The 19338-nt window shown below is 60.2% G+C and carries 16 protein-coding genes; 3 read left to right on the top strand and 13 right to left on the bottom strand.

Annotation, left to right across the window (positions count from 1 at the left end):
- Positions 1-15: 15 nt before the first annotated feature.
- The 5 genes from amtB to AAIE04_RS00930 all read right to left on the bottom strand — a co-directional run bounded on the left by amtB (position 16) and on the right by AAIE04_RS00930 (position 6056).
- Complete coding sequence (gene amtB / locus AAIE04_RS00950) at positions 16-1302, bottom strand: ammonium transporter AmtB (protein ID WP_019454179.1); 1287 nt, start codon at positions 1300-1302, stop codon at positions 16-18.
- Between the two features lie 36 nt (positions 1303-1338).
- Positions 1339-1677 (bottom strand): P-II family nitrogen regulator, encoded by a 339-nt coding sequence (gene glnK / locus AAIE04_RS00945; protein ID WP_004940327.1) that lies wholly within the window; start codon positions 1675-1677, stop codon positions 1339-1341.
- 278 nt (positions 1678-1955) lie between these two features.
- The gene (smdB, locus tag AAIE04_RS00940) at positions 1956-3734 is read right to left on the bottom strand and encodes a multidrug efflux ABC transporter permease/ATP-binding subunit SmdB (protein ID WP_498576335.1); all 1779 of its coding nucleotides are present in this window, start codon (positions 3732-3734) and stop codon (positions 1956-1958) included.
- Positions 3727-5502, bottom strand: coding sequence for a multidrug efflux ABC transporter permease/ATP-binding subunit SmdA (gene smdA / locus AAIE04_RS00935; RefSeq protein WP_498576334.1), 1776 nt, complete (start codon positions 5500-5502; stop codon positions 3727-3729). Before smdA ends, smdB begins: the two co-directional genes overlap by 8 nt.
- Positions 5503-5594: 92 nt before the next feature.
- Positions 5595-6056, bottom strand: coding sequence for an Lrp/AsnC family transcriptional regulator (locus AAIE04_RS00930; RefSeq protein ID WP_004940330.1), 462 nt, complete (start codon positions 6054-6056; stop codon positions 5595-5597).
- Positions 6057-6178: 122 nt separating this feature from the next.
- On the opposite strand from AAIE04_RS00930, the gene AAIE04_RS00925 reads away from it, so the two are divergent.
- The gene (locus AAIE04_RS00925) at positions 6179-7219 is read left to right on the top strand and encodes a PLP-dependent cysteine synthase family protein (RefSeq protein WP_004940335.1); all 1041 of its coding nucleotides are present in this window, start codon (positions 6179-6181) and stop codon (positions 7217-7219) included.
- 61 nt (positions 7220-7280) lie between these two features.
- On the opposite strand, the gene cof is transcribed toward AAIE04_RS00925, so the two are convergent.
- Positions 7281-8105, bottom strand: a complete 825-nt coding sequence (gene cof, locus AAIE04_RS00920; protein WP_019454183.1) for an HMP-PP phosphatase — start codon at positions 8103-8105, stop codon at positions 7281-7283.
- Positions 8106-8209: 104 nt separating this feature from the next.
- Between cof and AAIE04_RS00915 the strand changes: the two genes are divergently transcribed.
- Positions 8210-9925: an SgrR family transcriptional regulator gene (locus AAIE04_RS00915; protein WP_498576333.1), complete on the top strand. Its 1716-nt coding sequence runs from the start codon at positions 8210-8212 to the stop codon at positions 9923-9925.
- A gap of 115 nt (positions 9926-10040) precedes the next feature.
- Positions 10041-10739 (top strand): 7-cyano-7-deazaguanine synthase QueC, encoded by a 699-nt coding sequence (gene queC / locus AAIE04_RS00910; RefSeq protein WP_063919579.1) that lies wholly within the window; start codon positions 10041-10043, stop codon positions 10737-10739.
- A gap of 36 nt (positions 10740-10775) precedes the next feature.
- On the opposite strand, the gene AAIE04_RS00905 is transcribed toward queC, so the two are convergent.
- The 7 genes from AAIE04_RS00905 to clpP all read right to left on the bottom strand — a co-directional run bounded on the left by AAIE04_RS00905 (position 10776) and on the right by clpP (position 18995).
- Positions 10776-11189 (bottom strand): acyl-CoA thioesterase, encoded by a 414-nt coding sequence (locus tag AAIE04_RS00905; RefSeq protein WP_004940344.1) that lies wholly within the window; start codon positions 11187-11189, stop codon positions 10776-10778.
- A gap of 154 nt (positions 11190-11343) precedes the next feature.
- Entirely contained in the window at positions 11344-11718 is a 375-nt protein-coding gene (locus tag AAIE04_RS00900; RefSeq protein ID WP_004940345.1) for a ComEA family DNA-binding protein, read from the bottom strand.
- A 138-nt stretch (positions 11719-11856) separates the two neighbouring features.
- A complete protein-coding gene (gene ppiD, locus AAIE04_RS00895; RefSeq protein WP_498576332.1) occupies positions 11857-13740 on the bottom strand; it encodes a peptidylprolyl isomerase in 1884 nt (627 codons plus the stop codon).
- Between the two features lie 178 nt (positions 13741-13918).
- Positions 13919-14191, bottom strand: coding sequence for a nucleoid-associated protein HU-beta (hupB, locus tag AAIE04_RS00890; RefSeq protein WP_004940351.1), 273 nt, complete (start codon positions 14189-14191; stop codon positions 13919-13921).
- A gap of 216 nt (positions 14192-14407) precedes the next feature.
- Entirely contained in the window at positions 14408-16762 is a 2355-nt protein-coding gene (lon, locus tag AAIE04_RS00885; protein WP_019454189.1) for an endopeptidase La, read from the bottom strand.
- Between the two features lie 194 nt (positions 16763-16956).
- Complete coding sequence (gene clpX, locus AAIE04_RS00880) at positions 16957-18228, bottom strand: ATP-dependent protease ATP-binding subunit ClpX (protein ID WP_004940354.1); 1272 nt, start codon at positions 18226-18228, stop codon at positions 16957-16959.
- Positions 18229-18371: 143 nt separating this feature from the next.
- Entirely contained in the window at positions 18372-18995 is a 624-nt protein-coding gene (gene clpP / locus AAIE04_RS00875) for an ATP-dependent Clp endopeptidase proteolytic subunit ClpP (protein ID WP_016928858.1), read from the bottom strand.
- Positions 18996-19338: the final 343 nt, after the last annotated feature.

The raw sequence follows: 19338 nt of genomic DNA, 5'->3' as shown, positions 1-19338 counted from the left end.
GCCCTGCTTCGAGTCTTACTGGTTGTAGGCGCTCTCGCCGTGGCTGTTGACGTCCAGTCCTTCGCGTTCCTGCTCTTCCGGTACTCTCAACCCCACCATGGCGCCCGCTATCTTGAAGGCGATAAAGGCGGCGACGCTCGACCACACCAACGTTATCAGCACGCTCACCAGCTGGATCCAGACCTGATGGCCCATCGTCACCCCTTCGGCATAGCCGGTGCCGCCCAGCGAAGAGGCGGTGAACACGCCGGTCAACAGGCAGCCGACGATTCCGCACACCCCGTGCACGCCGAACACGTCGCAGGTGTCGTCCACCTTCAGCCATTTCTTCAGCGTCACCACGCCCCACAGGCCGGCGACGCCGCCCACCAGGCCGATGATCAACGCCCCGCCCACGCCCACGGTGCCCGCCGCCGGCGTCACCGCAACCAGTCCGGCGATCATGCCGGAGCAGGCGCCCAGCAGCGAAGGCTTGCCGCGCAACACCCACTCGGCGAAGGTCCAGGACAGAATGGCGCCTGCGGTGGCGACGACGGTGTTGAGGAACGCCAGCGCCGCAATGCCGTTAGCCGCGCTGGCGGAGCCGGCGTTGAAGCCGAACCAGCCGATATACAGGATGGACGCCCCGGTAAACACCATCGGCAGGTTGTGCGGTTTGAACGCCTCTTTACCGAAGCCGGCGCGTTTGCCGATCAGGTAGGCACCGATCAGCCCGGCGCTGGCGGCGTTAATGTGCACCACGGTGCCGCCGGCGAAGTCCAATGCGCCGTCGGTGGCCAGGTAGCCGCCGCCCCACACCATGTGCGCGATCGGCAGATAAGACAGGGTGAACCACACAATCGCGAAGATCAGCACCGCCGAGAAGCGAATGCGCTCGGCGAAGCCCCCCACCACCAGCGCCACGGTAATGCAGGCGAAGGAGGCCTGGAAGGCGACGTGGATCATCTGGCTGATGCTGCCGGTAACGCTGTCGATGCCGATGCCTTTCAGCATCGCGGTTTCGAACCCGCCGAACACCGCATTGCCCTCGCTGAACGCCAGGCTGTAGCCATACAGTACCCACAGCACGCAGACCAGCGCAAAGGTAACGGTGACCTGCGTCAGCATCGACAGCACGTTTTTGCCGCGCAGCAGGCCGCCGTAAAACAGCGCGATGCCCGGCAGCGTCATGAACAGCACCAAAGCGGTGCAGATCATCATAAAGGCGTTGTCGGCCTTATCGGCGACCGCCGGGGCGGCCAGAGCCAAAGAAGGAACCAGGGTTACCGAACTCAGGCCCAACATGGATAACAGTCTTTTCATTATCAATCCATCCCCATTACTTAACTGAGTTCGCGGTTACAGTGCCGATTCGTCGGTTTCGCCAGTGCGAATGCGGATCACGCGTTGCAACTCGGCAACGAAAATTTTGCCGTCGCCGATTTTGCCGGTGTAGGCGGCTTTGCTAATCACATCAACCACTTCATCCAACTGATCGTCGGCGATGGCGATATCGATTTTGACCTTGGGCAGGAAGTTGACGTTATATTCGGCGCCGCGATACAGCTCGGCATGCCCCTTCTGGCGGCCAAAGCCCTTCACTTCGGTTACGGTCAACCCTTGAATGCCCACGGAGGACAGGGCCTCGCGCACGTCCTCCAACTTGAACGGTTTGATTACCACGGTCACCAGCTTCATATTGCCCCTCCACGAATTAAGCCCAAACTCACCCCTGGTACGCGTCATATGTAGCAAGGGCTGTGCCAAATTTAATTTTCCATGGCGATTCAGCAGATTAGCGGGCAGGCGGGTGCCGCCGCGACGCAGCGCGGCACCGATACCTTGAATGGGTTAAATAATGCGCACTGATTTGGTGCGCATCGCGTCGAAAAAGTGCAGAAAGAGGGCATGGCGCTGGCGAGTTGCCTGCTGGTGGTGCGTTAGGAAGAAAGATGGGCCGCGATCGCGGCCCATGTTCAGGCGGGTTGGCTCTCCTCACGCACCGCTTCCGCCAGCTGCTCGCCCGCCAGCTGCAGTTGGTACATCTGGTAGTAGCGTCCCTGTTGCGCCAGCAGCTGCTGATGGTTGCCCTGCTCCACCGCCTGGCCGCGATGCAGCACCAGAATGGAATCGGCGTCGACGATGGTCGACAGCCGGTGGGCGATCACCACCAGCGTAGTGTGCTCGCGGATCACGCGCAGCGCCCGCTGAATCGCCTGTTCAGTGCCCGAGTCAATATTGGCGGTCGCCTCATCGAGGATCAGGATCTGCGGCGCCTGCACCAATACTCGCGCCATCGCCAGCAGCTGTTTCTGCCCGACCGACAGGTTATTGCCCTGTTCCCCCAGTCGGGTATGGATCCCCTGCGGGAAGCCGCGCACCAGATCCGCCAGCTGCACCGTTTCCAGCGCCCGCCAAACGGCCTCTTCATCGATGTTGCGCCCCAGCGTCACGTTGGCCAGCACCGAATCGGCGATCACCACCGGATCCTGTTGCACCATCGCCACGCCCTGGCGCAGCGTACGATGCGACAGGCTGGCAAGCGGGCGACCGTCGAGGCGCACTTCCCCCTCGCTGACCGGGTAATAACCCATCAGCAGGTTGGCCAGCGTGCTCTTGCCGCTGCCGGTGTGACCGACCAGCGCCACAAAGCCGCGCGAAGGCACCGCCAGCGAAATATGCTGCAGCACCTTTTTGTCCGCACGGTAGGCGAAGCTCAGGTCGGTGATGTCGATGCGTCCGCCGGCCAACGGGCGATCGTCGACGCCGTAACTCTGTTGGCTGCGATCCATCAGTTCGAAAATACGTTCGCCGGCCACCACCGCTTGCTGCAGAATCGACTGCTGTGACGTCAGCTCGATCAGCGGTTCGTTCAAGCGCCCCAGGTAGTTGATGAAAGCGTAGAGTACGCCGACGCCAATCACGCCTTCACCGCTGAAGCCGAACAACATCAGCAAGCCGCACAGCACCAGCGCCGAAAACAGGCTGAGCAGCGGCCGCAACAGGAAACCGTCGAGCCGCAGAGTCTGCATGCGCGCGAGGTAGTGCGACTGGCTGGCGGCGCTCATGCGCTCACCGAAGCGCACCTGCTGGCGGAACTGCTGAATCACGCCCATGCCGTTGATCACTTCGTTGAAGCCATCGTTGATGTCCGCCAGATAACTGCGTACCCGGCGCACGATCGGCGTGCTGTAGTATTGATAGATGCCCATCACCACAAACACCGCAGGGAAGATGCAGATGGCCACCAGCGCCATGCGCCAGTCGAGACTGAACATCGCCACCAGCATGGTGCCGATCAACGCGGCGCTTTTCAGCACGGTGGAGACCACCATCACGTACAGATCCTTGATCACTTCGGTGTCGTTGGTAACGCGCGAGATCAATTGACCGACCGGTTGCGTGTCGAAAGCGCTGAGCGGCTGGCGCAGCGCAGCGTCCATCACGTCGGTGCGCAGCCGTTGCACCACGCCCACCGCCGCCCGGTTGAACAGCAGCGCCTGAAAGTAGTGCAGCGCCGCCGCCAACAGCTCCAGGAGAATATAAGCCGCCGCCAGACCGCCGACGATCATCATCGGCAGTTGCCCTTTGGCAACGTAGTTATCGATAAAATAACTCACCAGGATCGGCCCGGCGACTTCCGCCGCCGCCGCCACCCACAGCATCAGCACCGCCAGCCCCAGCGGTTTGCGGTACGGCGAGCCATAGGCCAGCAGCCGCTTCAGCGTCGGCCACAGCTTTTGCACTTTATTCATCGGCCAACGCCTCCTCACCGTTTTCCGGCGCTTCGTCCAGCGCCGCTTCCAACTGCTGATAACGGTACATATCGCGATACCAGCCCGGCTGCGCAGCCAGCGACGCCGGATCGCCGCGCTGCGCCACGCCACCGTGCTGCATCACCAGGATCTCGCTGGCTTCGGTCAATGCCGACAGCCGGTGCGCACTGATGATCACCGTGCGATCCTGTCCCCAGCTGCGCAGGTTGTGCAGGATCTGATGTTCGGTACGGCCGTCCACCGCCGACAGCGCATCGTCGAGGATCAGGATTTCCGCATCCAGCAGCAGCGCGCGCGCGATGGAGATGCGCTGTTTCTGCCCGCCCGACAGCATCACGCCGCGTTCGCCAACTTCGGTGTCATAGCCCTGCGGCAACCGCAGAATGTCCTCATGGACGCTGGCCAGCCGCGCCGCCTGTTCGATCTGCGCCTGCGTCGCCCCCGGCTGGCCCAGCGCGATATTGTTCGCCACGGTATCGGAGAACAGGAACGGCGTCTGGCTCACTACCGACAGCCGTGAACGCCAATCGTCGAGTTTGACCTGCGGCAGCGGCAGACCGTGATAGCGGATCTGCCCTTCATCGACGTCGAACTGACGCTGGATCAGCGACAGCAGCGTCGACTTGCCGGCCCCGGTCGGCCCGCACAGCCCCAGCATCTGCCCCGGTTTCAGCGTCAGCGCCACGTCATGCAGCGCCGGGTGCAGATTTTCCGAATAGTGGAACGCGCGGATATCCACCTCCAGCACGCCGCGCCCGGCCGGCAACGCCTGCGGGCCGTCCTGCACCGCCGGCGCCTCGTCGAGCAGGCTGCGGATACGGCCGTAGGCCGCGCTGCCGCGCTCGACAATGTTGAACATCCAGGCCAGCGCCAACATCGGCCAGATCATCAGGCCGAGGTACATCACAAAGCTGGTCAGTTGCCCGAGCGTCAGCGAACCGTTCACCACCATCCAGCTGCCGCCGCCGATGGCCAGCAGATTGGAGGCGCCGATGGCGATATAAATGGTCGGATCGAAGCGCGCATCCACCCGCGCCACGTGCATGTTTTTGGCACCGGTCTGCGCCGCCACCTCGGCGAAACGGTTGGATTGGTGATCTTCCAGCCCGAAGGCCTTGATCATGCGGATGCTGGTCATGCTTTCCTGCGCCTGATCGTTCAGGCTGGAAAACGCCGCCTGCGCCGATTTAAAACGCTGGTGCAGCTGGTCGCCGTAATATTTGATGGCGATCGCCATCAGCGGCATCGGGATCAATGCCAGCAGCGTCAGCTGCCAGCTGATTTGGGTGCTCATCACCACCAGCACCACCAATCCCATCACCAGCGAATCCACCAGCGTCAGCACGCCTTCACCGGCGGCGAACACCACGCGGTCCACGTCGTTGGTGGCGCGCGCCATCAGATCGCCGGTGCGGTGGCGCAGGTAAAACGCCGGGTTTTGCCGGCTGAGCTGACGGTAAAAGTTTTCCCGCAGCTCGACCGCCAGCTGGTAGGAGGCGCCGAACAGCAGCACCCGCCACACATAGCGCAGCAGGTAAACGACGATCGCGGTGCCAATCATCAGCCCAAGCCAGGCCATCAGCACGCCGGTAGACATCTGTTTTCCGGTGACGCCGTCCACGATAATGCCGACCAGCTTAGGCGGCAGCAGTTGCAGGATGGCGATGACGATCAGCAATACCACCGCGCCCAGGTAGCGGCGCCACTCCCGGCGGAAGTACCAGCCGATTTGTGCAAATAATCTCACGCAGTTTGATTCCAGGGTTTTATGGGATTTGTCTCTTTTTCTGCTTTAGCGGAGCAGGATACCACCGTTGCCCCGCCCGTCCGGTGAACTTTTCACTCCGGCACCGGCAGCGCGGTGGTGTATTTGATTTTTTCCATGGCAAAGCTCGAGGTGACATCGATGAGGCCCGGTACGCCGTTCACCAGGCGCTTATAAAAGCCGTCGTAGCTTTTCATGTCCGCCACTTCGACCTGCATCAGGTAATCGTACTCTCCCGCCATACGGTAGAACGCCAGCACCTCGGGCATCTGGCTGGTCAGCTGTACAAACGCCTGATACCACTCGCTGCTGTGCTGCTGGGTCTTGATCAGCACGAACGCCGTCAGCCCCAGCCCGAGCTTTTCGTTATCCAGCAAGGCCACCCGGCCGCGAATATAGCCTTCGTCTTCCAGGCGCTTCAGACGCTTCCAGCACGGCGTGGAGGTCAAATTGACCGCATCGGCCAACGCCTGCAGCGACTGGGTGCAATCTTGCTGCAGCATGCACAGCAGCTTACGGTCTGTTTTATCTAACATAGCGGCCACCAGGAGAAAATTTTTCTCCCATTAGGCGATTAAACAGGAAAAATGGCAATCCTTTTTTCCTGCCGAAAGGCTATGCTACGCCATAAACCTGCCCCCTATTCTGAGGCCAAATCATGACAAACTCTTGGGTAAAATATGCTATCGGCGAAATAGAAGCGGATTTTCAGCGCTCCGCCGATACGCACCTGATCCGCCTGAATCTGCCGGCGTTTCCCGGCATCTGTCTGTACCTGAAAGATGAGAGCACTCACCCGACAGGCAGCCTGAAACACCGCCTGGCCCGCTCGCTATTCCTTTATGGCCTGTGCAACGGCTGGATCACCGAGAACACCACCATCATCGAGGCCTCTTCCGGCAGTACGGCGGTGTCCGAAGCCTACTTCGCGCGGCTGATCGGCCTGCCATTCATCGCGGTGATGCCGTCCTGCACCGCGCGCCGCAAGGTAGAGCAGATCGCCTTCTATGGCGGCCGCTGTCACTTCGTCGATCACGCCGCCCAGATCTACGCCGCCTCCGAACAGTTGGCGAAAGAGCTGAACGGCCACTATATGGATCAGTTCACCTACGCCGAACGCGCCACCGACTGGCGCGGCAACAACAATATCGCCGACAGCATTTTCCGCCAGATGGCGCGCGAGCCCTTCCCGGTGCCGAAGCACATCGTGATGAGCGCCGGCACTGGCGGCACCTCCGCCACGCTGGGGCGCTACATCCGCTATCAGGGGCACGACACTCAATTGACGGTGGTCGATCCGGAAAACTCGGTGTTCTATGACTGCTTCCACCACGGCGATCGCACCCTGATCGGCAGCTGCGGCAGCCGTATCGAAGGCATCGGACGCCCGCGCGCCGAGCCGTCGTTCATCCCATCGGTGGTCGACAACATGCTGCGGGTGCCGGACGCCGCCAGCGTCGCCACCATTCACTGGCTGGAAGGCGTGCTCGGCCGCAAGGTTGGCGCTTCCACCGGCACCAACGTCTGGGGTGCGCTGCAGCTGGCGAAACAGATGCGGGAAAACGGCGAGCAAGGGGCGATCGTCACCCTGCTGTGCGACAGCGGCGAACGTTACCTGGATACCTACTACAACCCGGAGTGGGTCAGCAACAACATCGGCGACCTGCAACCCTATCTGGCGCAGCTGGCGGATTTATAACGCCAGGCTCCGGATAAAAAAAAAGCCGGGTAGTCATACCCGGCCGGCTGTAAGGAGAACCTCATTCTTCGGGGGAATAGGTGAGGCAAGGTGAACGCAGCCAATGTTGTAAATAGTGGGCCACCGCCTGCTGTTGGCAATGGCCGATAACCGGCAGCTGCGGCAACAGGGATTTCAGCTGCGGCAGGGCGTTGCCCATCACCACGCCATGCCCCACCGCCCCCAGCATCTCTTTGTCGTTCATCGCGTCGCCGAACGCCATGCAGTCGGCCATCGTCAGCCCCAGATGGCGGCTCAGCCGCTCCAGCGCCGCGCCCTTGTTGCAGCCGAGCGGCAACACTTCCAGGCAGTCGTAGGCGGAGAAGCACAGGTCAGCCTCGCCGCCCAGCTGCGCCCGCAGCTGCAGCTGTAACGCCAGCAATTCCTCGTGCGGCGCAACAAAGCACACCTTGCTGTTGCCGAACGCCGGCAGGCGGCGCACCTCAGCCAGCTGAAAACGAAAGCCGCTCAGGTGATGCGCCCGCAGCATCTCTTCCGGCACGGGAAATTCGGTCAGCCAACCTTCGTCGCGAAACACGTGCATACTGGCGCTGGTGCGCCAATGGTGATGCAATACCTCTTCGGCGACCGCCGCCGGCAGATCGGTGGCGTGCAGCTGTTGACCTCGATTGTCGTACACCCGCGTGCCGTTGCCGGTGATCAGATAGCCCTGCAACCCCAGCTGCGCCATGATCGGTTGCGCATCGAGGTAGTGGCGCCCGGTGGCGAACGTCACCACCATCTCCCGCTCCACCAGCTGGTTCAATACCGCCAGCGTTTCCGGGCCAACCCGGTGATCCGGCATCAACAGCGTGCCGTCCATGTCGAAAGCTGCCAGGCGATACATAAAGACCTCTTGGATGTGAACGCGATTACAATCCGTGCAGTATGGGATGGTATTTGCGGAAGTAATAGTGAACAATTTGAGAAAACTGTTCCGGATTTCTGCTCATGCGCCTGGTTCACCGTCTCAGCCAATATCAACGTCTGTACCAACAGCTCGGCAGCGCGCCGGTCGCCGTGACCATCGGCGAGCTGGCGGCAATGTTCTACTGCAGCGAACGCCACGCCCGCACGCTGGTGCAGCAGTTGCAGGATCAGGGCTGGCTGAGCTGGCATTCGCAGCCGGGCCGCGGCAAACGCGCCAGCCTGCACTGCCTGAAAACCCCGGATGAACTGCGCGCGCAGCTGCTGCAACAGCTGCTGCAACAGGGCAACCATCAGGGGGCGCTGGAGATGGCGCAGCTCGATCCGCAGCACCTGCAGGATCTGCTCAGCCCGCACCTCGGCGGGCAATGGCAGGCCGGCAGCCCGACGCTGCGCATTCCCTATTACCGCACGCTGGAAGCGCTCGACCCACTCACGCTGACCGGCCGCGCCGAACAACATCTGGTGTCGACCCTGCACGCCGGGCTGACGCGCCTGATGACCGGCAACCCGGAACCACAGCCCGATCTGGCGCACCACTGGCAGATTGGCGAGCACGGCCTGCGCTGGCGCTTCTTTTTGCGCAGCCAGCTGCGCTGGCACAACGGCGAACCGTTAACCGGCCAACAGCTGCTGCAAACGCTGGAAAAACTGCAGCACCACCCGCGCAGCCAACCCAGCCTGGCCAACGTCGCCAACATCAGTTTGCCGCATCCGCTGTGCCTTCAGTTCGATCTTCGCCTGCCGGACTATTGGCTGGCCCACCGGCTGGCGGAACTGCCTTGTCTGATGACGCACCCGGAACTGCCTGCCATCGGCGCCGGTCCGTTCAAACTGGCATTGAATGAACCGCAGCTGGTGCGGCTGGAGCAGCACGCCGGTTACCATCTGCAGCATCCGTATCTGGACACCATCGAATACTGGATCACCCCCGATTTGCCCACCGCCGGTTCCGGCACCAGCTGCCAGCATCCGGTGCGCATCACCATCGGCCAACAAGAGGATTTGGCGCAGGCCCGGCCGGTGCAGCGCAGCATGAGCCTGGGCTGGTGTTACCTGGCGCTGAACCTGCGCCACGGCGTGCTGAGCGAAGCCCAAGGGCAAAAACTGCTGATGCTGATCCAGCAGTCCGGCCTGCTGAGCCATTTGCCGATTCCCAACAGCGTGATCATCCCAAGCCATGAAATGCTGCCCGGCTGGCGTATTCCCAGCCAACGGATCGAGGAGGACGTCCCTCTGCCCGCGCGGCTGACGCTGCTGTATCGGCCGCCGGTCGAGCTGGAAACGGTGACGGTCGCGCTGCAACGGCTGCTGGCGCAGCACGGCTGCGAGCTGGAGGTGCGCTACTATGCCGGCAAGCGCTGGCAAAGCGAGGCGCAGATCGCCCAGGCCGACCTGCTGCTGGCGGACAACCTGATCGGCGAGGCGCCGGAGGCGACGCTGGAGAGCTGGCTGCGGCAGGATACGCTGTGGCGCGGCATCCTGACGGAAAGCCGCTGGCAGCAGCAACAGGATACGTTGCGGCAGATCCAGCAGTTGCAGGCGCAGCAACCGCGCTTCGAGCGGCTGCAGGCCTATTATCAACAGCTGATGGCCGCCGCCATCATCACGCCGCTGTTTCACTACCAGTATCAGATCAGCGCGCCGCCGCGCATGCATGGCGTGACGCTGACCGCCCACGGCTGGTTCGATTTTTGCCAGGCGTGGCTGCCGCCGCCGGTGGACGACGGAGCGGCCTGAACCGAACCGCCCTGCGTCTGGCGGCCCTTTCTGCTACTATTGTCGCCGCAACGCAATTTTTATTCTGCCGCCCGAATGTGTATCGGGAATGGCCAAAGCCCAAAAAGGTGATTTTATGAAGCGCGCGGTTGTCGTTTTCAGCGGTGGACAAGACTCTACGACCTGCCTGATCCAGGCATTGCAACAATATGACGAAGTTCACTGCGTCACGTTCGATTACGGCCAGCGTCATCGCGCCGAAATTGAAGTGGCTCAAGAGCTGTCGGTGGCTCTCGGCGCCAAAGCGCATAAGGTGCTGGACGTCACGCTGCTCAATGAGCTGGCCGTCAGCAGCCTGACGCGCGACAATATCCCGGTTCCCGCCTACGATCCCAACCAGAAAAACGCGCTGCCGAGCACCTTCGTGCCGGGCCGCAACATCCTGTTCCTGACGCTGGCAGCGATCTACGCTTACCAGGTGGAAGCGGAAGCGGTGATCACCGGCGTGTGTGAAACCGATTTCTCCGGCTACCCGGACTGTCGCGACGAGTTCGTCAAAGCGCTGAACCAGGCGGTAGTGCTGGGCATCGCCCGCGATATCCGCTTCGAAACGCCACTGATGTGGCTGAACAAGGCTGAAACCTGGGCGTTGGCGGATTATTACCACCAGCTGGATCGCGTGCGCCAGGATACGCTGACCTGCTACAACGGCATCAAGGGTGACGGCTGCGGCGAGTGCGCCGCCTGCAACCTGCGCGCCAATGGCCTGACGCAGTATCGCGCCAACCAGGCGGAAGTGATGGCGGCGTTGAAACAGAAAGCCGGCCTGGCCTGAGGGCAGTGACGGCGGCAGCCTATGCCGCCCGTGAGCTTACTGCGGATTATCCTTCAGCGTGAGCGCCTCCAGGTGCTCGCGCAATTCTCCTTCGATCGGCAGCGCACGCTGCGTTTTCAGATCGACGCACACGAAAGTCAGCAGCGCGTCTGCCACCGGCGTCCCCGCCGGATCCTGCGTCACCTTTTGGCTCAGTACCCCGCTCTTGCCGTTGAGCTGCACCATCTGGCTGTCGATACGCAGCTTGTCCCCCAATACCGCCGGGCTGCGGTAATTGATGTTGATGTTCACCACGATGAAAGCGATGTTGTTTTCCGTCATCCAGCGGAACCCGGCTTCGTTCTCCAACCACTCCCAACGCGCCTCTTCCAGAAACTCCAAATAGCGGGCGTTGTTAACGTGCTGGTAAACATCAAGGTGATAACCGCGAACTTTGATAAAGGTTTGCATAGGGAACGATCGCTCCTGCCTGGTGATTACAGAAAGAGGGAGCCGCGCTGGCTCCCTCGCCCGTTTGGTCAACGCGCCAAACTGGTAAGACCTGTAAAATGTAGCAGAGGAGTCACGGCCTCAGCGCCATTTTGCCACGCAGCCGCGACCGGGATCACATTTTCAGCCGGGTGCGGTTCTTCTCAAACAGCGCCGGCCCGATGCCCGGCACCTCCTGCAACTGCTCAACCTGGGTGAACGGCCCGTTCTGTTCGCGATAGCGCACGATGCCTTCCGCCTTCTTCAGGCCGACGCCGCTCAAGGCGGCGGCCAGTTGTTCGGCAGTGGCCTGATTGATGCTGACCGCCGCCTCTTCGGTTGCCTTGGTCATCACCGATTGTCCGCCATGGCTCGCCGGTGTTGAGAGCATCGGCGCCTCGTTTTTTTCCACCGCGGCGGCCGGCCCGGCCAGGCATAACAACAGCGCGGTCAGCGCGGCGTTAACGTGACGACGGTAACCGAAAAACGCTTTTTTCTCTGAATATTGCATGCTGTATCCTCCTTGTGTGTGACAGCACGGCTACCTTGCCGCGGCGGCGAATATTCAGCAATCGACGGATGTCAGATATGGAAAAGGCCGCGAAAGCGGCCTTTGTTTGTTGCACTGCGTTGCAGAAAAATGCGGCGATTACTGAGGCTGTTGCTCAGCGGCGCCCATTTTGATCTTGGCTTCTTTACGCAGGCTCGCCAGCAGCGAATCGAAGGAAACGCCGGTCGCGCCCTCTTCCATCTTGCCGACGAAGGTTTTCATTTCGTCTTCCGGCAGCGTGCCTGGCTTCACCGCATCAAGCGCAATCAGCACCACGTTGTCCTGACGATCCTGCGACATGCCGTAAACCGGCTTACCGTCCTGCGGGTGTGGCAGCGCGAACACGCTCTCCACCAGCTGGCTGTCTTCCGGCGCGCGCGCCATCTTCTGCACGGCGCCAAAGCTCAGGCCGGCGGCTTTCATCGCTTCGTCGCCCTTGCCCTGCTTCAGCTCAACCAGCAGCTTCTCGCCCTGCAGCTTCGCTGCCTGCAGCGCCTTGTTGCGTTTCACCAGATCCGCTACGCGATCTTTCACCTGGTCGAACGGCTCAATGCCTTCCGGCTTGTGGCCGCTCACGCGCACCACGAAGGCGCGGTCGCCGTCTACGGTGATCACGTCGGAGTTGCTGCCCGGCGCGCCGTTCTCGCCGATCAGCGAGCCGTCGAAGATCGCCTGCACCACCGGCTTGAAGTTCAGCGCGGTAGGGATGTTGTCGCGGGTGAACCAGTCGCTTTGCGCCGCTTTCACGCCGGCCGCTTCTTCGGCCGAGGCCAGAGATTCGTTATCACTGGTCGCCGCTTCGCTCACCTTCTGCTGCAGCGCATAATAGGCGTCTACCGCTTTCTCCTGCTGCACCTGCTTGGCGATAGCGTCGTGCACTTCGCTCAGCGGCTTCAGTTTCTCAGGTTCGATGTCGTTCAAACGCACGATCAGGTAACCGACGGAGGATTTCACTACGCCAGACAACTGCCCTTTCTCGGTCAGGTTGGCCTGCTTCAGCTCGTCTGCGGTGGTTTCCGGCTCCAGCCAACCCAGCTCGCCGCCGGTGCGGCGTGAGATGATGTCGGTGGATTTTTCTTTCGCCAGGGTGGCGAAATCAGCGCCCTTCTTCAGTTCATCCAGCGCCGCGTTGGCTTCCGCCTCGGTTTTCAGCTGGATCACGCTGTAGTTTTTACGCTCCGGCTGGCCGTAGCTGCTCTTGTGCTGGTCGTAGTAAGCGCTGATGTCCTCTTCGCTCACTTTCACCTTGTCCTGCATGGACGCGGCGTCCAGCGGGATATAGCTCACCTTCACCTGCTCCGGTGCGATGAAGCTGTTTTTGTTCTGATCGTAATACGCCTTCAGTTCGTCGTCGCCGGCGCTCTGTTTCGCCTGCAGCGCCTTCAGATCGATGGTCGCCAGGCGCACGTCGCGCTCCTGCAGCACCAGCGCCGCCATGGCTTGCGATTCGGACGGCAGCACGAAGCCGGATTCGCCGAAGGCCTGGATCAGCTGCTGATTGACCAACTGCTGGCGCATCGACTGCGCGAAGTTGTCGGCGGTATAGCCCATGCGGCCGATCAGGTCGAGGTATTTGGCGTTATCGAACTGGCCGTTGGTCTGGAAGTATGGCGCCTTGCGGATGGCGTCCTTGATCTGATCGTCGCTGACCGCCAGGCCCAGCTTCTTGGCGTACTGGTCGAGCAGCATGTTGTCGATCAACTGGGACAACACCTGACGGCGCATCTGCTGCATGTAGCCTTCGTTGCCGGCCAGCGCGGAGAACTGGTCACCCAACTGCTGCTGCATGCGGCTGCGTTCGCTCTGGAAAGCCTGTTCCAGCTGAGCGCGTTCGATCGTCTGACCATTTACTTTCGCAGCATAATCGCCGGAGCCGCCGATCAGGTAGTTACCCACCCCGGTCAGAACGAATGACAGGATGATCAGGGCCAGGATGATTTTGAGCACGACGTGATTAGCAGCCGCGCGTAAATTGTCCATCATAGTGTGACAACACTCCGCTGTGATGTGGATTAACAACCCTTGTGCAGGCGCGTTCCCTGCGACAAAAATAAAAAAAGCGCATCAGTCCGATGCGCCTTGTATCTTACCTTACCAGCACCGCTGCGTCAGGTGATTGTTTATTACAAAACCCTGTTACGCTAAACGGTTAGACGCCAAATCAGTTTACAGCGTCTTTCAGCGCTTTCCCTGCACGGAAGGCCGGTACTTTGGCTGCCGCGATCTTGATTTCTTTACCGGTCTGCGGGTTACGGCCGGTACGAGCCGAACGTTCACGCACGGTGAAGGAACCGAAACCTACCAGAGCCACGTCATCCCCTGCTTTCAGAGAGTCGGTAACGGAAGCGATTACTGCGTCTAAAGCACGTCCAGCTGCCGCTTTGGAAATATCAGCACCTGCGGCAATCTTGTCGATCAGTTGTGACTTATTCACTCTATCATCCCCTCTAGAATTCTATCGTCGCACCGAAAAATCCCTACGGTTGCGACAGCGCAGCTGTTATATCAATCCCATCGAACCTTGGCAAGCCACCGACTGGGTGGCAAAACGCGGGCCGACAGAGATCTAACTTAGCGGTACAAAAAAATACTGGCAAGTCCGAAATGGCTTGCCAGTATAAGTTTTATCAATGGTTTTTGCGATTCGTCACTATTTTGCCGCTACCGGCAGTGCGCCGAAGGCCGGGTTTTGCAACGCAATGTTCAAAACTTCATCGATTCGCTGCACCGGATGAATCTCCAGATCGGCGATAACATTGTCCGGAATCTCTTCCAGATCGCGCTTGTTCTCGTAAGGGATCAGCACGGTTTTAATGCCGCCGCGATGCGCCGCCAACAGCTTCTCTTTCAGGCCGCCGATCGGCAACACCTGGCCGCGCAGCGTGATCTCGCCGGTCATCGCCACATCGGCGCGTACCGGGTTGCCGGTCAGGCAGGAGACCAGCGCGGTGCACATCGCAATACCGGCGCTCGGGCCGTCTTTCGGCGTCGCCCCTTCCGGCACGTGCACGTGGATGTCGCGCTTCTCGTAGAAATCGGCGTTGATGCCCAGTTTCTCCGCGCGCGCGCGCACCACGGTCAGCGCAGCCTGAATCGATTCCTGCATCACTTCACCCAGAGAACCGGTGTAGGTCAGCTTGCCTTTGCCCGGCACGCAGGCGGTTTCGATGGTCAGCAGATCGCCGCCCACTTCCGTCCACGCCAGCCCGGTGACTTCGCCCACGCGGTTTTCGGTATCCGCACGGCCGTAATCGACGCGCTGCACGCCCAGGTAATCCTTCAGGTTGTCGCCGTTGATCTCGATATGCTTGCGCTTTTTGTCCATCAGCAGCGTTTTCACCGCTTTACGGCACAGTTTGGAGATTTCGCGCTCCAGGCTGCGCACCCCGGCTTCGCGGGTGTAGAAGCGAATGATGCCGATAATGGCGCTGTCGTCGACCGTCAGTTCGCCTTTTTTCAGCGCATTGCGCTCAAGCTGCTTCGGCAGCAGGTGCTGCTTGGCGATATTGAGCTTCTCGTCCTCGGTGTAACCCGACAGGCGGATCACTTCCATACGGTCCAGCAGCGGCGCAGGAATGTTCATCGAGTTCGAGGTGGCGACGAACATCACGTCGGACAGATCGTAATCCACTTCCAGGTAGTGGTCGTTGAACGCCACGTTCTGTTCCGGATCCAGCACCTCCAGCAGAGCGGAAGCCGGATCGCCGCGCATGTCGGAAGACATCTTATCGATCTCATCCAGCAGGAACAGCGGGTTCTTCACCCCCACCTTGGCCATTTTCTGGATCAGTTTGCCCGGCATCGATCCGATGTAGGTACGGCGGTGGCCGCGGATTTCCGCTTCGTCACGCACGCCGCCCAACGCCATGCGCACGTACTGGCGCCCGGTCGCTTTGGCGATCGACTGCCCCAGCGAGGTTTTACCCACGCCCGGCGGCCCTACCAGACACAGGATAGGCCCTTTGATTTTGCTGACGCGGCTCTGCACCGCGAGGTACTCGAGGATGCGATCCTTGACCCGCTCCAGGCCGTAGTGATCGGTATCGAGCACTTCCTGCGCCTTGACCAGGTCTTTTTTCACCTTGCTGCGCGCGTTCCACGGCACCTGCAGCATCCAATCGATGTAGCCGCGCACCACGGTCGCTTCCGCCGACATCGGCGACATCATCTTCAGCTTTTGCAGTTCCGCTTCGGTTTTCTCGCGCGCCTCTTTCGGCATCTTCGCCGCATCGATCTTGCGCTTCAGCGCTTCGTGCTCGTCCGGCGCGTCGTCCATCTCGCCCAGTTCTTTCTGAATCGCCTTCATCTGCTCATTCAGATAGTACTCGCGCTGGCTCTTCTCCATCTGCTTCTTGACGCGGTTGCGGATGCGTTTCTCAACCTGCAGCAGGTCGATCTCCGACTCCATCATCGCCATCAAGTATTCCAGACGCTCGGTGATATCGGACATCTCGAGCACCGACTGCTTGTCGCTGAGTTTCAGCGGCATGTGGGCGGCGATGGTGTCCGCCAGGCGCGCGGCGTCGTCGATGCTGTTCAGTGAAGTCAGCACCTCCGGCGGGATTTTCTTGTTCAGTTTGATATAGCCTTCAAACTGATTGATCGCGGTGCGCACCAGCACTTCCTGCTCGCGCTCGTCAATCGCCGGCGACTCGAGGTATTCCGCCTGCGCGGCGAAATGCTCACCGCTGTCGGACAGCGTAGTAATGCGTGCGCGCTGCAGCCCCTCGACCAGCACTTTTACCGTGCCGTCCGGCAGCTTCAGCATCTGCAGGATCGACGCTACGGTGCCAACCGAGAACAAGTCGTTAATGCCAGGTTCATCCGTTGAGGCCTCTTTCTGTGCCACCAGCATGATCTTCTTATCGTGATCCATTGCGGCTTCGAGGCACCGAATCGATTTTTCCCGGCCAACAAATAACGGGATCACCATGTGCGGATAAACCACCACGTCGCGCAATGGCAAGACGGGGATTTCAATGCGTTCGGAACGCTCAGGGTTCATAGAGCTCTCTCTTAGTTTAATTTCCGCCAGGTTGAGGGGGAATCTCATGAGACGCAAGCATCTAACGTTTCATAAAATCTGGTTAATGAGTATATGGGGATGAATCTCTTACATTCAACGGCAAGAATGCAGGAAAAAGAAATGGGGGATGAAATCCCCCATTTTGCTGATAACGCTCTGGTTTAACTGGCTAATTATTCGCCAGAAGCCTGCGCTTCCGGCTTGCCGTAAATCAGCAGCGGCTTGGATTGGCCGGCGATGACCGACTCGTCGATCACCACTTTGTCTACGCTGTCCATCGACGGCAGATCGTACATGGTATCGAGCAGCGCGCCTTCCACGATGGAACGCAGGCCGCGGGCGCCGGTTTTGCGCGCCATGGCTTTCTTGGCGATGGCGTTCAGCGCTTCGTCGCGGAACTCCAGCTCCACGCCTTCCAGGTTGAACAGCGCCTGATACTGCTTGGTCAGGGCGTTCTTCGGCTCTTTCAGGATCTGAATCAGCGCGTCTTCGCTCAGCTCGCTCAGTGTCGCCACCACCGGCAGACGGCCGATGAACTCAGGGATCAGACCGAACTTGATCAGGTCTTCCGGCTCGGCCTGCAGCAACAGTTCGCCTTCGGTGGCCTTCTCTGATTCGCCCTTGACGGTCGCGCCGAAACCGATGCCGGAACCGGTGTTGACACGCTGGCCGATCACCTTATCCAGGCCGGCGAATGCGCCGCCGCAGATAAACAGGATCTTGGAGGTGTCGACCTGCAGGAACTCCTGCTGCGGATGCTTGCGCCCACCCTGCGGCGGAACCGCGGCGATGGTGCCTTCAATCAGCTTCAGCAGCGCCTGCTGCACGCCTTCACCCGAAACGTCACGCGTGATCGACGGGTTGTCGGACTTGCGGGAAATCTTATCGATTTCATCGATATAAACGATGCCGCGCTGCGCTTTCTGCACGTCATAGTCACATTTTTGCAGCAGCTTCTGGATAATATTTTCCACGTCCTCGCCCACGTAACCGGCTTCGGTCAGCGTGGTGGCGTCGGCCATGGTGAACGGCACGTCCAGGAAGCGCGCCAGCGTTTCCGCCAGCAGGGTCTTGCCGCTGCCGGTCGGGCCGATCAGCAAGATGTTGCTCTTGCCCAACTCGATACCGTTGCTGGTATCGCCGTTGCGCAGGCGTTTGTAGTGGTTGTACACCGCAACCGCCAGCACTTTCTTCGCCTGCTCCTGGCCGATGACGTAGTCATCCAGGTGGTGGCGGATCTCGTGCGGCGTCGGCAGCGCACTGCGCTCACGATGCGGGGCAACTTCTTTAATCTCTTCGCGAATAATGTCGTTACACAGATCGACACATTCATCGCAGATATACACTGACGGCCCGGCAATCAGCTTACGCACTTCATGCTGGCTTTTGCCGCAAAAAGAGCAGTACAGCAGCTTTCCTGAACCGTCTTTGCGCTTATCTGTCATCAGTCAAACCTCTTCTTTAGTCTTGTCCCGCAGGAAAATCACGGCGGCAGTGCGCCCAAACTCATATCGGGAACGCCGAGGGGCCACAACAGAGCGAGCCCCCGCCCACTCTGATTACTATAGTCCATCGGCGCCGCGTGGTTCTAGCTGCGGTGTGTCAGAATGCCGTCAACCAGGCCGTATTCCACGGCTTCTTCCGCGGTCATAAAGCGATCGCGCTCGGTGTCGCGCTCGATCTGCTCCAGCGGCTGGCCGGTATGCTCGGCCATCAGTTCATTCATGCGCGCTTTCACCTTGAGGATTTCGCGCGCGTGGATTTCGATGTCCGTCGCCTGGCCCTGGTAGCCGCCCAGCGGCTGGTGAATCATCACGCGCGAATTCGGCAGACAGAAACGTTTGCCTTTGGCGCCTGCGGTCAGCAGGAAGGAACCCATCGAGCACGCCTGGCCCATACAGATGGTGCTGACGTCCGGCTTGATGAACTTCATGGTGTCGTAAATCGACATGCCCGCGGTGATCACCCCGCCCGGCGAGTTGATATAGAGGAAAATGTCTTTTTCCGGGCTTTCCGCCTCGAGGAACAGCATTTGCGCCACGATCAGGTTGGCCATGTGATCTTCCACCTGGCCGGTCAGGAAAATGATGCGCTCTTTCAGCAGGCGGGAATAGATGTCGTAAGAACGCTCCCCGCGTGAAGTCTGCTCTACCACCATCGGCACCAGCGCCATGTTCGGTGCAAATTGATCTCGTTCGCCACTGTATGACATTACCGTCTCCTAATAGAAATTGCCTTGGCGGCCAGGGTGTCACCCTAATACGCCGATTCTACTTGAGAACGGCCATGATGACTATGCTCAAGCATTCGACCCGCGCCACACGTACCCGACGGTTATTTCATCCCGTGCACTTTGGCAAACAGCCCCAGAATTATTCTTTACAGATGGGGGGAGCCCGGCGCGATTTCAAGCCCAGAGGCCGATTTTCTCCGCGCGCCGGAAACGATGCCGTTATTCTGACCTTTATCATGCCAGCCAGTTCCCCAGGCAACAGGGTAAATATAGTGCATATTGCCCCGCTTAACCTGAGATTAATCAGCAACGTGGCCAAAAG

Source organism: Serratia sp. Ae19-1 (genome assembly GCF_059801225.1).
The sequence above is the reverse complement of the archived record's forward strand: the minus strand, read 5'-3'. Positions and strand labels throughout refer to the sequence as shown.

What these genes read in the sequence shown, in the direction of transcription:
- amtB (WP_019454179.1), bottom strand. Translation starts at nt 1,302, where the DNA reads ATGAAAAGACTGTTATCCATGTTGGGCCTGAGTTCGGTAACCCTGGTT.
- glnK (WP_004940327.1), bottom strand. Translation starts at nt 1,677, where the DNA reads ATGAAGCTGGTGACCGTGGTAATCAAACCGTTCAAGTTGGAGGACGTG.
- smdB (WP_498576335.1), bottom strand. Translation starts at nt 3,734, where the DNA reads ATGAATAAAGTGCAAAAGCTGTGGCCGACGCTGAAGCGGCTGCTGGCC.
- AAIE04_RS00930 (WP_004940330.1), bottom strand. Translation starts at nt 6,056, where the DNA reads ATGTTAGATAAAACAGACCGTAAGCTGCTGTGCATGCTGCAGCAAGAT.
- AAIE04_RS00925 (WP_004940335.1), top strand. Translation starts at nt 6,179, where the DNA reads ATGACAAACTCTTGGGTAAAATATGCTATCGGCGAAATAGAAGCGGAT.
- cof (WP_019454183.1), bottom strand. Translation starts at nt 8,105, where the DNA reads ATGTATCGCCTGGCAGCTTTCGACATGGACGGCACGCTGTTGATGCCG.
- AAIE04_RS00915 (WP_498576333.1), top strand. Translation starts at nt 8,210, where the DNA reads ATGCGCCTGGTTCACCGTCTCAGCCAATATCAACGTCTGTACCAACAG.
- queC (WP_063919579.1), top strand. Translation starts at nt 10,041, where the DNA reads ATGAAGCGCGCGGTTGTCGTTTTCAGCGGTGGACAAGACTCTACGACC.
- AAIE04_RS00905 (WP_004940344.1), bottom strand. Translation starts at nt 11,189, where the DNA reads ATGCAAACCTTTATCAAAGTTCGCGGTTATCACCTTGATGTTTACCAG.
- AAIE04_RS00900 (WP_004940345.1), bottom strand. Translation starts at nt 11,718, where the DNA reads ATGCAATATTCAGAGAAAAAAGCGTTTTTCGGTTACCGTCGTCACGTT.
- ppiD (WP_498576332.1), bottom strand. Translation starts at nt 13,740, where the DNA reads ATGATGGACAATTTACGCGCGGCTGCTAATCACGTCGTGCTCAAAATC.
- lon (WP_019454189.1), bottom strand. Translation starts at nt 16,762, where the DNA reads ATGAACCCTGAGCGTTCCGAACGCATTGAAATCCCCGTCTTGCCATTG.
- clpX (WP_004940354.1), bottom strand. Translation starts at nt 18,228, where the DNA reads ATGACAGATAAGCGCAAAGACGGTTCAGGAAAGCTGCTGTACTGCTCT.
- clpP (WP_016928858.1), bottom strand. Translation starts at nt 18,995, where the DNA reads ATGTCATACAGTGGCGAACGAGATCAATTTGCACCGAACATGGCGCTG.